This is a genomic window from Streptomyces sp. NPDC034037, from assembly GCF_055575715.1.
In genome coordinates this window covers 18,904-31,565 of record NZ_JBVISC010000004.1, presented here as the reverse complement: position 1 = coordinate 31,565, position 12,662 = coordinate 18,904, and the positions used below count along the sequence as shown (strand labels likewise).

The following is a 12,662-nucleotide window of genomic DNA, read 5'->3' as shown; positions in this document are numbered from 1 at the left end:
ATGACGGGCACCCCCGGCACCGAGAGCGAGGTCCTCGCCGCCCATCTGCGGGAGCAGGCGACGGAGTTCCTCCGCTCGCTGCGGCTGCACCGCGAGGCCACGACGGACGCGCGGGGCGCCGAGGAGGCCCTGGCGGCGGCCCGCGCCCTGCGCCGCGCGGCCCGCCGCCTCAGCGCCGCGCTGCACACCTTCCGACCGCTCCTGGACGCGGAGTGGGCGGCCGCCCTGCGCCCCGAACTGGCCTGGCTCTCGGGGACGCTGGCCCAGGAACACGCGTACGCGAGCCGCCTGAGCCGCCTCCTGGACGCCCTGCACCGCCTCTCGGGCCCTTCGGCGCTGCCGGGCCCCGCCGCGCCGGAGGGCGGCACGCGAGGCGACAAGCGGGGCACCGCTCCCCGCGGCCTGACCGTCGGCGCCGCCAAGGCCGCCGCCCTGCTGGAGCGGCAGCTGACCCTGGCGCGGACCCGGGCCCACTCCACGGCCCTCCAGGCCCTCGGCTCCTCCCGCTTCCACGCCGTGGCCGACAGTGTCGCCGTACTGGCCAGCGAAGTGCCCCTCAGCGGCTGCGCGGACGACCTGAAGCCGCTGGCCGCCCAGGCCGAGTCGGACCTCGCGGAAGCGGTCGCCGCGCTCCCCCTCGGCCAGGCCGGACACCCGTACAACGCGGAGGCCCTCACGCACGGCCTGGCCGCGGAGACCGCCCCCGACACCCAGGACGCCCCCTGGCTGACGGTCCGCTCCCTGCTGCGCCTGCACCGGTACGCCCAGGAGGTGCTGCTGGGCCACGTACCGCCGGAGCCCCGCCTGGCCGACGCGAGCCGGGCCCTCGACCTCCACCGCGAGGCGGCCGCCGCGGCGTCGGCGGCGGCCCAGGCGGCCCGCACCCCCCGCATCGCCCCGGCGACTGCGTACGCCCTCGGTGTGCTCCACGCCGATCAGCGCCACGAGGTCGAGGCGGCGAGGTTCAGCTTCCAGCGGGCCTGGCAGCACGAGCCGGTGAGCGCGGGATGACGTACGAGACGGCGGGCGAGGGTGACGTCGGGGGCAGCGGGAGCGGGGGTACCGTCCGGGCCGCGGGCTGCGTGCTGTGGCGCCGCTCCCCCGCCGACGGCGCGCTGGAGATCTGCCTGGTCCACCGCCCCAAGTACGACGACTGGTCGCACCCCAAGGGCAAGTTGAAGGCCGGCGAGTCCCCGCTGGCCGCCGCCCTGCGCGAGGTCGAGGAGGAGACCGGGCACCGCTGCACGCCCGGCGCCCGGCTGCCCACCGTGCGCTACGCCGCGCAGGGCCGCCCCAAGCAAGTCGACTACTGGGCGGCGCGGGCCGGCACCGGTCAGTTCACGCCCCGTCGCGAGGTCGACCGCATCATCTGGCTGCCCCCGGCGCCGGCCCGCGACCGGCTCACCCAGACCCGGGATCGCGAGCTCGTCGACGCCCTGCTCAGGGTGCTTAACCTGCCGTAGCCGACCGGATACGTTCCGTGGAGCGATGTCGCACCAGGCCGACCGCCGAGGTTCACCCCCCGTTCACTCCGGCCGCTCGGTGGCTTCACCTGTACTGCCTAATTTCGGCCTTACCAAGACAGACATCGCACGCCGCCAGCAACGGGCCGGCGGCTCCCGGAAGGAAAAACCCGAAAAGTGAAGCTTCAGCGCAAGAACCGGCTCCGCGCCCTCTCCCTCGGCGCCCTCGCCGTCTCCGGCGCCCTGGCCCTCACGGCGTGCGGCTCCGACGACACCAGCGGCTCGGGCGACGGCGGCAAGGAGACCAACGCCAACGCCAACATCAAGTGCGACGACGCCAAGGGCCGCCTCGCGGCCTCCGGTTCGTCCGCGCAGAAGAACGCGATCGACGCCTGGCGGAAGGTCTACACGACCAACTGCAAGGACGTGCAGCTGAACTACAACCCGACGGGTTCGGGCGCCGGCATCACCGCGTTCCTCCAGGGCCAGACGGCGTTCGCCGGTTCCGACTCCGCGCTCAAGCCCGACGAGATCGCCAAGTCGAAGAAGGTCTGCAAGGACAGCCAGGCCATCGACCTGCCGATGGTCGGCGGCCCGATCGCCATCGGTTTCAACGTCCCCGGCGTCGACAAGCTGACCCTGGACGCCAAGACCGTGGCCGACATCTTCAACGACAAGATCAAGACCTGGGACGACAAGGCGATCGCCAAGCTCAACCCCGACGCCAAGCTCCCCAAGACGAAGGTCCAGGCCTTCCACCGCTCCGACGAGTCGGGCACCACCGACAACTTCACCAAGTACCTCAAGGGCGCCGCCCCCGACGCCTGGCCCTACGAGCCGGGCAAGTCGTGGGAGCCCAAGGGCGGCCAGTCCGCGAACGGCTCCGCCGGTGTCGCGGGCCAGGTCAAGCAGACCCCGGGCGCCATCTCCTACTTCGAGCTGTCCTACGCGGGCGAGGGCATCAAGACCGTCGACCTGAAGACGGGCGCCAAGGAGCCGGTGAAGGCCACCGTCGACAACGCCTCCGAGGCGATCTCGGAGGCCAAGGTCGTCGGCAAGGGCAAGGACCTCGCCCTCGAGCTGAACTACAAGCCCACCGCCGAGGGCGCCTACCCGATCACCCTGGTGACGTACGAGGTCGTCTGCGAGAAGGGCAACAAGGCCGACACGCTCGCCGCCACCAAGTCCTTCCTGACCTACATCGCGAGCGAGGACGGCCAGAACGTCCTCAAGGAGAACGACTACGCGCCGATCCCGGCCGAGATCATCACCAAGGTCCGCTCCACCGTCGCGAGCCTGAGCTAGCTGAACCGAGTGCGGCCGGCCCCACGGACCGGGCCGGCCGCACCGTCCGGTGCACCGCCGCCACGGAGCGCCCGCCACCGGCGCGGGCCGGCTCCGCAGACCGGAGAACCCCATGGACATATCCAGCAACACGACCGCACCCCCTCCCGTCGCCGACGTGCAGCCCGTCGCCCCCGTGAGCAAGGCCGCCGCACGCGGCGCCACCCGCCCGGGCGACCGGATCTTCCTCGGGTTCTCCCGGGGCTCAGGCATCGCGCTCCTCGCGGTCATGGCCGCCATCGCCGCGTTCCTCACCTACCGCACGGCCCTCGCGCTCGCCGACAACACGGGCAACTTCCTCACCACCTTCGAGTGGGACCCGGCCGGCGCGAGCACCGGGGGCAAGCCGTACTTCGGCATCGCCGTCCTGGTCTTCGGCACCGTGGTCAGCTCGCTGATCGCCCTCGTGATCGCCGTCCCCGTCGCCATCGGCATCGCGCTGTTCATCTCGCACTACGCGCCGCGCAAGCTGGCCACCCCCATCGCCTACGTGATCGACCTGCTGGCCGCCGTGCCCTCGATCGTGTACGGCCTGTGGGGCGCCCTCGTGGTCGCGCCCAACCTCACCGGGCTCTACAGCTGGCTCGACGACTACTTCGGCTGGACCGGCGTCCTGGAGTACAACGGGGGCGCCCCGCGCTCCCTGATGACCGTCGGCATCCTCCTCGCGATCATGATCCTGCCGATCATCACCAACGTGAGCCGCGAGGTCTTTCTCCAGGTCCCGAAGATGCACGAGGAGGCCGCCCTGGCCCTCGGCGCTACGCGCTGGGAGGTCATCCGCATGTCGGTGCTGCCCTTCGGCCGCTCCGGCATCATCTCCGCCTCGATGCTGGGCCTCGGCCGCGCGCTCGGCGAGACGATCGCCGTCGCCACCGTGCTCTCCCCGTCCTTCCTGATCAACGCCTCCGTGCTCGACTACGGCGGCGGCACCTTCGCACAGAACATCGCCAGCAAGTTCAACGAGGCCAGTGAGTACGGCCAGGACGCGCTCATCGCCTCCGGCCTGGTCCTGTTCGTCATCACCCTGCTGGTCAACGGCGCGGCCCGCCTGATCATCGCGCGCCGCAAGGAGTACTCGGGGGCCAACGCATGAGCACCACGACACCCACCCCGGCCGGGCCGCTCACCCAGCGCCCCTCGACGCTCCGGGCGGCCAGCCTGCCGCGCTGGTCCCCCCTCGCCGTCGCCCTCGGCTCGATCGCCGTCGCCGCGGGCATCGGCGTCGCGGCCGGCCTGGACAGCCGCATCCAGTGGGGGCTGATCGCCGCCCTGCTGTTCATCGTCGGGTCCTACGTCCTCGCGATGACCGTCGAGGGCACCCGCCAGGCCAAGGACCGCCTCGCCACCTCGCTGGTGTGGGTCATGTTCCTGCTGGCCATCGTCCCGCTGGCCTCGCTGATCTACGAGACCGTCCAGCGCGGCAGCGAGGTCTTCGACGTCTACTTCCTGACGCACTCCATGGGCGTCCTGTCCGACGACGAGACCGGCGGCGGCATCTACCACGCCCTCATCGGCACCCTCCAGCAGGTGCTGCTGGCCTCCGTCATCGCCGTGCCGATCGGCCTGCTCACCGCGATCTACCTCGTGGAGTACGGGCGGGGCAAGCTCTCCAAGGTCATCACGTTCTTCGTGGACGTCATGACGGGCATCCCCTCGATCGTCGCGGGCCTGTTCGTCCTCAGCTTCTGGATCCTGATCCTCGGCTTCGGCTACTCCGGCTGGGCCGGCGCCATGGCGCTCGCCATCCTGATGATGCCGGTGATCGTCCGCTCCACCGAGGAGATGCTCAAGCTCGTCCCCAACGAGCTGCGCGAGGCCTCGCTCGCCCTCGGCGTGCCGAAGTGGCGGACCATCCTCAAGGTCGTCCTGCCCACCGCGATCGGCGGCATCACCACGGGCGTCATGCTCTCGGTGGCCCGCATCGCCGGTGAGACCGCGCCGGTCCTGCTCCTGGTCTGGGTGAACCCCCTGATCAACACGAACCCCTTCGAGGGCTCGCAGGCCTCGCTGCCGCTGTACGTCTACCAGCAGTACGCGGCCGGCACCGACGCGTCGTACGACCGGGCCTGGGCGGCGGCGCTCGCCCTCATCGGCTTCATCATGATCCTCAACCTGGCGGCCCGCGGCGTAGCGCGCTGGAAGGCCCCCAAGACGGGCCGCTGAGCGGCCATATCAGCGACCCTCTCGCACTCCCCCTCGAAAGAAGCAGTGATCCCCATGGCCAAGCGAATCGACGTATCGGGCCTGACCGCCTACTACGGTTCCCACAAGGCGATCGACGACATCTCGATGACCGTGGAGCCCCGCTCGGTGACGGCCTTCATCGGCCCGTCCGGCTGCGGCAAGTCCACGTTCCTGCGCACCTTGAACCGCATGCACGAGGTCACCCCCGGCGGCCGCGTCGAGGGCAAGGTCCTCCTGGACGACGAGGACCTCTACGGCAGCGGCGTGGACCCGGTGTCCGTGCGCCGCACGATCGGCATGGTCTTCCAGCGCCCCAACCCCTTCCCCACCATGTCGATCTACGACAACGTCGCGGCGGGCCTGCGGCTCAACGGCTCGTACAAGAAGTCCGAGCTGAACGACGTCGTGGAGAAGTCCCTCAAGGGCGCGAACCTCTGGAACGAGGTCAAGGACCGCCTCAACAAGCCCGGCTCGGGCCTCTCCGGCGGCCAGCAGCAGCGGCTGTGCATCGCGCGGGCCATCGCCGTCGAGCCGCAGGTGCTGCTGATGGACGAGCCCTGCTCGGCGCTCGACCCGATCTCCACCCTCGCCATCGAGGACCTGATCGGCGAGCTGAAGGAGCGCTTCACCATCGTCATCGTCACGCACAACATGCAGCAGGCGGCCCGCGTCTCGGACCGCACCGCCTTCTTCAACCTCTCCGCGGTCGGCCAGCCCGGCAAGCTCGTGGAGATCGACGAGACGGAACGGATCTTCTCCAACCCGTCCGTGCAGGCCACCGAGGACTACATCTCGGGCCGCTTCGGCTAGATCGTACGGACTCCCCGCGGTGCTGCATGGCGGTGCCACCGCGGGGGCAACAAGAAAGGCCCGCCCCTGGCTCCCGGGGGCGGGCCTTTCGTACGACTGTCCTGGCGTCGCCGGTGCTACAGGAACGCGAGGTTCACGATCCAGAAGCTGACCGCGGCGACCAGCGCGGCCGCCGGCATGGTGATGAACCAGCCCAGGATGATGTTCTTGGCGACGCCCCACCGCACCGCGTTGACGCGCTTGGTGGCGCCCACGCCCATGATGGCGGAGGTGATGACGTGGGTGGTCGAGATCGGCGCGTGGAACATGAACGCGGTGGTGAACATGATGCCCGCGCCGGTCGTCTCGGCGGCGAAGCCCTGCGGCGGGTCCAGCTCGATGATCTTACGTCCGAGGGTCCGCATGATGCGCCAGCCGCCCGCGTACGTGCCGAGCGACAGCATCAGCGCACAGGCGATCTTGACCCAGATCGGGATGGGCGCGTCCGCGCTCTGCACGTCGGAGATGACCAGGGCCATCACCACGATGCCCATCGTCTTCTGCGCGTCCTGGAGACCGTGGCCGAGCGCCATGCCGGCCGCCGACACCGTCTGCGCGATGCGGAAGCCGCGCTTGGCCTTGTGCGGGTTGGACCTGCGGAACATCCACATGATCGCGCACATCACCAGATAGCCGACGATGAGGCCGACGAACGGGGAGAGGAACATCGGGATGACGATCTTGTCGATCACCCCGGACCAGATGACCCCGATCCCGCCGGCGAGCGCCGCGCCGACCATGCCGCCGAAGAGCGCGTGCGACGAGGAGGAGGGCAGCCCGAAGTACCAGGTGACGAGGTTCCACACGATCGCGCCGATCAGGGCCGCGAAGAGGATCCACATGCCCTTGTCGCCGTGCGGGGTCTCGATGATCCCCTCACTGACGGTCTTGGCGACGCCGCTGCCCATGAAGGCACCGGCGAGGTTCATCACCGCGGCCATGGCGAGCGCCGCGCGGGGCGTCAGGGCGCGGGTGGAGACGGAGGTGGCGATGGCGTTCGCGGAGTCGTGAAAGCCATTCGTGTACGTGAAGCCGAGCGCGACGCCGATGGTCACGATCAGAGCGAAGGTGTCCATGGAGGGGTCAGGACTCCTTGACCGCGATGGTCTCCACGGTGTTCGCCACGTGCTCGAAGGCGTCGGCGGCCTCTTCGAGGACGTCCACGATCTGCTTGAGCTTCAACACCTCGATGGCGTCGTACTTGCCGTTGAAGAGCTGGGCGAGGAGCTTGCGGTGGATCTGGTCGGCCTGGTTCTCCAGACGGTTGACCTCGATCCAGTACTCGGTCAGGTTCGACATCGTCCGCAGGTTCGGCATGGCCTCGGCCGTCAGCTCGGCGGCCCGTGCCAGGACCTCGATCTGCTGCTCGACGCCCTTGGGGAGTTCCTCGACCTGATACAGGACGACCAGGTCGACGGCCTCCTCCATGAAGTCCATGATGTCGTCCAGGCACGACGCGAGGTTGTAGATGTCCTCGCGGTCGAACGGCGTGATGAACGAGGAGTTCAGCTGGTGGAAGATCGCATGCGTCGCGTCGTCTCCCGCGTGTTCCGCGGCCCGCATACGCTCTGCGATCTCGGCCCGCGCGGAAGAGTCCGCTCCGAGCAGTTCCATGAGGAGCTTCGAGCCCGTGACGATGTTGTCCGCGGATGCGGCGAACATGTCGTAGAAGCTCGTCTCCCTGGGGGTCAGACGAAAGCGCACGTGGGGTCCTCGGGGTGCTCTGGATGCGGTCAGGCTGATGCTAGGCGCATCATCCGGCCACGGCTAACCGGCCGCTCCCCAGTGTCGCCCATCAGGCACAGTGGTCGGCACACCCCCCGGCACATCGGCTAGAATATACCCACCAGGGGTATATGGATCAGTAGAAATGCCCCCAGCCCCTTCCAGGAGGAGGACGCGATGACCACCACCGACGCGGCAGCGGTGACCCCGGAGGCGGCCGACGCGCCCTCCGAGCACGGTGATCACGCTCACGGTGTGCACGGGTACCACAAGCAGAAGGACGAACACCTCAAGCGGCTGCGCCGCATCGAGGGGCAGATCCGCGGCCTGCAGCGCATGGTCGAGGAGGACGTCTACTGCATCGACATACTCACGCAGGTCTCGGCGAGCACCAAGGCGCTCCAGTCCTTCGCCCTCCAGCTCCTGGAGGAACACCTGCGGCACTGCGTGGCCGACGCGGCGGTCAAGGGCGGCGCGGAGATCGACGCGAAGGTGGAAGAGGCGACGAAGGCCATCGCGCGGATGCTCCGCACGTAACCGCTCCCGCTAGGGGGTGGGGGGTCCGGGGGGGGTGGCGTACCCCTGCTCGCCGGGGCGGGCGGGACCGCTCCTAAGCGCCGCTGCCTCCTGAACCAGCATCCCCCACCGCAAGAACCTCTCCCACCCACCCACCCGAGCACCCCGCATCAACCGCAGGCCGGGAACCCCTCCACCACGCGCCGCTGATCCCTGGACCGGCACCCCGTGCCGTACGGGGCTTTCCCAGCATCACTCGGCCAGGCAGGCCCCTGCACCACGCGCCACTGTCCCCCTGAGCCAGCAACCACCCACCGCAAGGGCCTCTCCCACCCACCCACCCGATCACCCCGCATTCCCCGCGAGGTAAGCCCCTCCCCCACGCGCCGCTGGACCCTGGGCCGGCATCCCCCGCCGCACGGAGCTTTCCCACCCACCCCATGTCCCGTGGCCGCGTGTCTGTTCGTTCACCGACGGATGCGGGGTAAACGGGCGGGTGGGTGGGAGACATCCGCCGCGCAGCGGCGGGCCAGGGCGGCCCGCAGGGCACGGCCCCGCCGGGAGGACATCCGCCGCGGAGCGGCGGGACAGGGTGCGGCGGCCCCCCGCAGGGTCAGGCGGGGTCACCCTGCTCGGAGAGCGCCTCGCGGGAGTCGTAGACCCGCAGCACCTCGTCGATCCGGTCAAAGCTCAACCGCTCGCCCGCCGCACTCGCCGCGATGATGAGTTCCCCGCACAGCTCGATCTCGGCGAGGGCGACGTGGTCCTGAACCGCCGTACCGCCACGCAAAGGAGCCACGTTCATCACCTCTTCCTGGACCCGTACCGACTTCCTAGAGTAGGGAGCGGCCTACACACCGCGCATGGCACGGACGGACCATTTCCACCAGCCGTACGCGACTAGGGACCGGCGATTTTCCCGGCGAAGATGTCCTTCTCGGCCGGAAGTCGCACCCCCACCGCGACCCCGAACCGGTAGAGCAGCGTGGTCGACGCCACATCGGCGTCGGAGACGGTGAACCGCTGACGCAGCTTCCTCACCCGCCCCACCCCGTCGACGTACACGTCGAACGGCACCCTCCCCTTGCTGAACCCTTTCGCTGCCGCCGCCCCCAACGCCCCCCGCTGACCTGCGGAAGCCTCCTTCGCCGCGGCCCGCAGATCGACGACCCCGCGATAGTGCCGCACCTCGACGCCCCCGACCCGCCCCTCCCCCACGTACGTCACCTGCCGCGCCCCGCGCAGCAGTTCGGCGGCCGCGAGGGGATCCGTGGCACCGCCGGTGACGAGGTTCCCGTCGGAGAGCGAACGTGTCTCGATCCGCACCCACTTGTCGGCCGGCACCCCCGCCCCGCGGTTCTTCATGTAGAGCGCCCCGCCGGCCATCAGCTCGGTGATCGGCCGCCGCGCCGGACCCCCGGCGGGGCCCTGCGGGAGCACCACCTTGAACTGCCCGAGCCGGCGCCGGAAGTCGTAGGCGCCCTCACCCCGGACGGTCACCCGCGTCCCGCCGCTGGCCATCTCCATGGACGTATGCGCCCTGGCGCTGCCGGCCCGGACGAGCAGGTCGGCGGAGCGCCGCACCACCTCCGCGGGCTTCCCGGGGGCCCCGGCCCCGCCGCCCTCGGCGACGGCGCCGTCCGAGCAGCCGGTGACGACGGCCGCCAGCCCCGCCGCCACGACCGCGGCGACCGCTCGGCCGGTGCGCCTGTGCTGCTGCCCCATCGCCTGTTACCCCCAAGCGTTTCCGCGCTTGTGCCGATCCCCCCGTTCTCCCGGTTAACGACCGGTACGGGGAGCCGTCACGCGGCGGCCCCCGCACCGAACCCGCCCGAACCCGACCGACCGGGTTCACCCTGGCTCGGTACCGTGGCAGCGTGGCCGATCAGGAAGTCTCCGCATCCCATCGCACGACCACGGTCGAGAAGGGCCGGTTCACCGCGGCCCACTGCTCCTGCGGCTGGCGCGGCCCGGCCCGCAGGGCCCGCAGCAAGGCCCGCACGGACGCCGCCGAACACGAGGCGTCCCCCTGAACCCCTGACTGCCGTGGGGAACCCGCCCGCCCCCCGCGCCGTCTGGTTCTGCGGGAAGCAACGGGAGGTGTCATGGAACGACGTACGTTCATCGGTACGACGGCCGCCACGCTGGCCGCCGCCACGGTCGCCGGCTGCACGGGAAGCGACGCACGGGCGGGAGCGGCGCCGAGCACCGGTGGCGGCGGCGGTGCCACCACGCCCCTGCGGACGACGAGCGCCGCCTCGTCCTCGCCCGCCACCCTCAAGGCGCTGGCCAGGGACCTGGACGGCACCCTGGTGCGGCCCGGCGAGGCCAAGTGGGCGGCGGCCCGGCAGCTGTACAACACGCGCTTCGACGACCTGTCGCCCACGGCCGTGGCGTACGTCGCGCACGAGGACGACATCCGCACCGCCCTCGCCTACGCCCGCGCCCACCGCACCCCGGTCGCGATACGCAACGGCGGCCACTCGTACGCGGGTTGGTCCTCCGGCACCGGCCGCCTGGTCATCGACGTATCGAAGTTGAGCAAGATACGGGCGAGCGGCACGACGGCCACGATCGGCGGCGGCGCCAAGCTGATCGACGTCTACCGCTCGCTGGCCGCGAAGGGCGTCACGATCCCGGCGGGCTCCTGCCCGACCGTCGGCATCTCGGGCCTCACCCTCGGCGGCGGCCACGGCGTGGTCTCCCGCGCGTACGGCCTGACCTGCGACAACCTCACCTCCGCCACCCTCGTCACGGCGGACGGCAAGACGCTCACCGCCTCCGCGTCGGAGCACAAGGACCTCTTCTGGGCGCTGCGTGGCGCGGGCAACGGCCAGTTCGGCATCGTCACCGAGCTGTCGTACCGCACGCGTCCCGCGCCGCAGGGCGTCTCCGCGTACATGTCCTGGCCGTGGGCGAAGGCGGCGGCGGTCGTCAAGGCCTGGCAGCAGTGGGGCCCGGACCAGCCGGACGAGATCTGGTCCTCCCTGCACCTGGCGAACACCCCGGGCGGCACCCCGACCGTCTCCGTCGCCTGCTTCTCGCTGGGCACGTACGGCGAGCTGCAGAACGCCGTCGACCGCCTCGCCGACAAGATCGGCTCCCCGGCGCGCAGCGTCTCCCTGAAGCGGCGGTCGTACCAGGACGCGATGGAGGTGTACGCGGGCTGCTCGTCGTTCGCCACCGACGCCCAGTGCCATCTGCCGGGCACGACGCCGGGGCGCAGTCCGCAGGGCGCCCTGAAGCGGGAGACGTACGCGGCGAGTTCGGACTTCTTCGACCGCTCGCTGTCGGCGGCGGGCATCCGCGCGCTGCTGTCGCAGATCGAGAACGTGACGGGCGCGAGCGCCGGCAGCATCGCGCTGACCGCGCTCGGAGGCGCCATCAACCGCGTCGACCCGACGGCGACGGCGTTCGTGCACCGCCGCTCGCGAATGCTGGCGCAGTACATCGCGTCGTGGCGCGCGGGGACCTCGGGGACACCGGCGCGAGCGTGGCTGAAAAAGGCGCATGGGGCCATGGGGCGGTACGCGTCCGGTGCGGCGTACCAGAACTACACCGACCCGACGCTGACGAACTGGCGTGAGGCGTACTTCGGTGACGCGGCGCCGCGCCTGAAGAAGCTGAAGAAGCAGTACGACCCGGGCCGTTTCTTCGACTTCCCGCAGGCGCTGTGAGGCCCCGGGGGCCTCTCGTGCGTGCGAGGACCAGCGGGACCCCCTAGGGCCCCCTAGGACCCCCTAGGCGGCGAGGTCCCGCTCGTCGGGGTCGGCCGTGAGGCGGGAGGGCCGCGCCGGCTCGCTCAGCGGGGCGGCGACCGGGCCGACCCGGCGGTCCCACACCAGCCACCCGACGTGCCGGGACCGCCCGACCGCCTTGGCGAGCGGCGTGAGCAGCGCCATGGCGAGCGGGGACAGGAGGAGAGCGACGGCCGTGCCGAGCGCGAAGCCGCCGACCACGTCCGTCGGGTAGTGCACGCCCATGAAGACCCGGCACAGGCCCTCCAGGGCCGCGAGACCGAGCCCGACGAAGCCGAACCTGCGGTTCGCGACGAAGAGCGCGGCGCCGATGGCCATGGCGAGCGTCGCGTGGTCGCTGACGAAGGAGAAGTCGTCCTTGCCCTCGGCCAGGACGTGGATGCCGGCGTGGTCGCGGAAGGGGCGCGGCCGCTCCACGAAGCCTCTGATCGGGACGTTGACCAGCACCGCGATGCCGGCGGCCAGGGGCGCCCAGACGACGGCGGCGACCGACGAGGCGGCGTCGTCGAGGGCGCCCCTCCTGCGCTGGCCCCACCAGCACCACACCACGAGCAGCACGAGGGCGATCAGCAGTCCGTACTCGCCGACGAACGCCAGGGCGCGGTCGAGCCAGTGCGGCGTCTCCCGCGTCAGGCCGTTGATGTCGTAGAGCAGGCCGACGTCGGGGTTCGACCCGGATTCATCGAGTCCAGCCATGGCGCTGCGGCCCCTTGTCTCCTAGCCTACGGGCGCACCTTCTGGGCGCCCTTTCCATCAACCCCCGTGGTCGGTCCAGTCAAGGGAACGCTCGGTCCCCACCCCTACGTTCCACTCTCCACCG

General features: G+C 70.9%; 14 protein-coding genes. 9 read left to right on the top strand and 5 right to left on the bottom strand.

Annotation, left to right across the window (positions count from 1 at the left end):
• The 6 genes from ACZ516_RS15300 (at nucleotide 1) to pstB (ending at nucleotide 5,804) form a co-directional block, all read left to right on the top strand.
• Nucleotides 1-1,011, top strand: a complete 1,011-nt coding sequence (locus ACZ516_RS15300; RefSeq protein WP_361083784.1) for a CHAD domain-containing protein — start codon at nucleotides 1-3, stop codon at nucleotides 1,009-1,011.
• Entirely contained in the window at nucleotides 1,008-1,463 is a 456-nt protein-coding gene (locus ACZ516_RS15295) for an NUDIX hydrolase (protein ID WP_469010519.1), read from the top strand. The genes ACZ516_RS15300 and ACZ516_RS15295 overlap by 4 nt, the downstream gene beginning before the upstream one ends.
• A gap of 177 nt (nucleotides 1,464-1,640) precedes the next feature.
• Nucleotides 1,641-2,768: a phosphate ABC transporter substrate-binding protein PstS gene (pstS, locus tag ACZ516_RS15290; protein WP_358585049.1), complete on the top strand. Its 1,128-nt coding sequence runs from the start codon at nucleotides 1,641-1,643 to the stop codon at nucleotides 2,766-2,768.
• Nucleotides 2,769-2,880: 112 nt separating this feature from the next.
• Nucleotides 2,881-3,903, top strand: coding sequence for a phosphate ABC transporter permease subunit PstC (gene pstC, locus ACZ516_RS15285; protein WP_358913130.1), 1,023 nt, complete (start codon nucleotides 2,881-2,883; stop codon nucleotides 3,901-3,903).
• Nucleotides 3,900-4,973: a phosphate ABC transporter permease PstA gene (gene pstA, locus ACZ516_RS15280; RefSeq protein WP_361083474.1), complete on the top strand. Its 1,074-nt coding sequence runs from the start codon at nucleotides 3,900-3,902 to the stop codon at nucleotides 4,971-4,973. The genes pstC and pstA overlap by 4 nt, the downstream gene beginning before the upstream one ends.
• A 54-nt stretch (nucleotides 4,974-5,027) precedes the next feature.
• Complete coding sequence (pstB, locus tag ACZ516_RS15275; protein ID WP_358585043.1) at nucleotides 5,028-5,804, top strand: phosphate ABC transporter ATP-binding protein PstB; 777 nt, start codon at nucleotides 5,028-5,030, stop codon at nucleotides 5,802-5,804.
• A 116-nt stretch (nucleotides 5,805-5,920) separates the two neighbouring features.
• Here pstB and ACZ516_RS15270 read toward each other — a convergent pair whose 3' ends face one another.
• Nucleotides 5,921-6,919: an inorganic phosphate transporter gene (locus ACZ516_RS15270; RefSeq protein WP_361083471.1), complete on the bottom strand. Its 999-nt coding sequence runs from the start codon at nucleotides 6,917-6,919 to the stop codon at nucleotides 5,921-5,923.
• 7 nt (nucleotides 6,920-6,926) lie between these two features.
• Nucleotides 6,927-7,547 (bottom strand): DUF47 domain-containing protein, encoded by a 621-nt coding sequence (locus tag ACZ516_RS15265; protein ID WP_358585040.1) that lies wholly within the window; start codon nucleotides 7,545-7,547, stop codon nucleotides 6,927-6,929.
• Nucleotides 7,548-7,745: 198 nt separating this feature from the next.
• Here ACZ516_RS15265 and ACZ516_RS15260 point away from each other — a divergent pair, with 198 nt between their 5' ends.
• Complete coding sequence (locus ACZ516_RS15260; protein ID WP_358585038.1) at nucleotides 7,746-8,105, top strand: metal-sensitive transcriptional regulator; 360 nt, start codon at nucleotides 7,746-7,748, stop codon at nucleotides 8,103-8,105.
• A gap of 592 nt (nucleotides 8,106-8,697) precedes the next feature.
• On the opposite strand, the gene ACZ516_RS15255 is transcribed toward ACZ516_RS15260, so the two are convergent.
• Both ACZ516_RS15255 and ACZ516_RS15250 read right to left on the bottom strand, forming a co-directional pair.
• Nucleotides 8,698-8,889: a hypothetical protein gene (locus ACZ516_RS15255; protein WP_358698533.1), complete on the bottom strand. Its 192-nt coding sequence runs from the start codon at nucleotides 8,887-8,889 to the stop codon at nucleotides 8,698-8,700.
• A 95-nt stretch (nucleotides 8,890-8,984) separates the two neighbouring features.
• The gene (locus tag ACZ516_RS15250; protein ID WP_361083468.1) at nucleotides 8,985-9,809 is read right to left on the bottom strand and encodes an SCO4651 family lipoprotein; all 825 of its coding nucleotides are present in this window, start codon (nucleotides 9,807-9,809) and stop codon (nucleotides 8,985-8,987) included.
• A gap of 152 nt (nucleotides 9,810-9,961) precedes the next feature.
• Between ACZ516_RS15250 and ACZ516_RS15245 the strand changes: the two genes are divergently transcribed.
• Both ACZ516_RS15245 and ACZ516_RS15240 read left to right on the top strand, forming a co-directional pair.
• Nucleotides 9,962-10,117 (top strand): hypothetical protein, encoded by a 156-nt coding sequence (locus ACZ516_RS15245; protein WP_358585032.1) that lies wholly within the window; start codon nucleotides 9,962-9,964, stop codon nucleotides 10,115-10,117.
• A 72-nt stretch (nucleotides 10,118-10,189) separates the two neighbouring features.
• Entirely contained in the window at nucleotides 10,190-11,761 is a 1,572-nt protein-coding gene (locus ACZ516_RS15240; protein ID WP_469010517.1) for an FAD-binding oxidoreductase, read from the top strand.
• 63 nt (nucleotides 11,762-11,824) lie between these two features.
• On the opposite strand, the gene ACZ516_RS15235 is transcribed toward ACZ516_RS15240, so the two are convergent.
• Complete coding sequence (locus ACZ516_RS15235) at nucleotides 11,825-12,538, bottom strand: phosphatase PAP2 family protein (RefSeq protein ID WP_361083464.1); 714 nt, start codon at nucleotides 12,536-12,538, stop codon at nucleotides 11,825-11,827.
• Nucleotides 12,539-12,662: the final 124 nt, after the last annotated feature.

Bases quoted from the DNA above. Each gene is read 5' to 3' on its own strand.
- ACZ516_RS15300 (WP_361083784.1), top strand. From the start codon at position 1: ATGACGGGCACCCCCGGCACCGAGAGCGAGGTCCTCGCCGCCCATCTG.
- ACZ516_RS15295 (WP_469010519.1), top strand. From the start codon at position 1,008: ATGACGTACGAGACGGCGGGCGAGGGTGACGTCGGGGGCAGCGGGAGC.
- pstC (WP_358913130.1), top strand. From the start codon at position 2,881: ATGGACATATCCAGCAACACGACCGCACCCCCTCCCGTCGCCGACGTG.
- pstA (WP_361083474.1), top strand. From the start codon at position 3,900: ATGAGCACCACGACACCCACCCCGGCCGGGCCGCTCACCCAGCGCCCC.
- pstB (WP_358585043.1), top strand. From the start codon at position 5,028: ATGGCCAAGCGAATCGACGTATCGGGCCTGACCGCCTACTACGGTTCC.
- ACZ516_RS15270 (WP_361083471.1), bottom strand. From the start codon at position 6,919: ATGGACACCTTCGCTCTGATCGTGACCATCGGCGTCGCGCTCGGCTTC.
- ACZ516_RS15260 (WP_358585038.1), top strand. From the start codon at position 7,746: ATGACCACCACCGACGCGGCAGCGGTGACCCCGGAGGCGGCCGACGCG.
- ACZ516_RS15255 (WP_358698533.1), bottom strand. From the start codon at position 8,889: ATGAACGTGGCTCCTTTGCGTGGCGGTACGGCGGTTCAGGACCACGTC.
- ACZ516_RS15250 (WP_361083468.1), bottom strand. From the start codon at position 9,809: ATGGGGCAGCAGCACAGGCGCACCGGCCGAGCGGTCGCCGCGGTCGTG.
- ACZ516_RS15240 (WP_469010517.1), top strand. From the start codon at position 10,190: ATGGAACGACGTACGTTCATCGGTACGACGGCCGCCACGCTGGCCGCC.
- ACZ516_RS15235 (WP_361083464.1), bottom strand. From the start codon at position 12,538: ATGGCTGGACTCGATGAATCCGGGTCGAACCCCGACGTCGGCCTGCTC.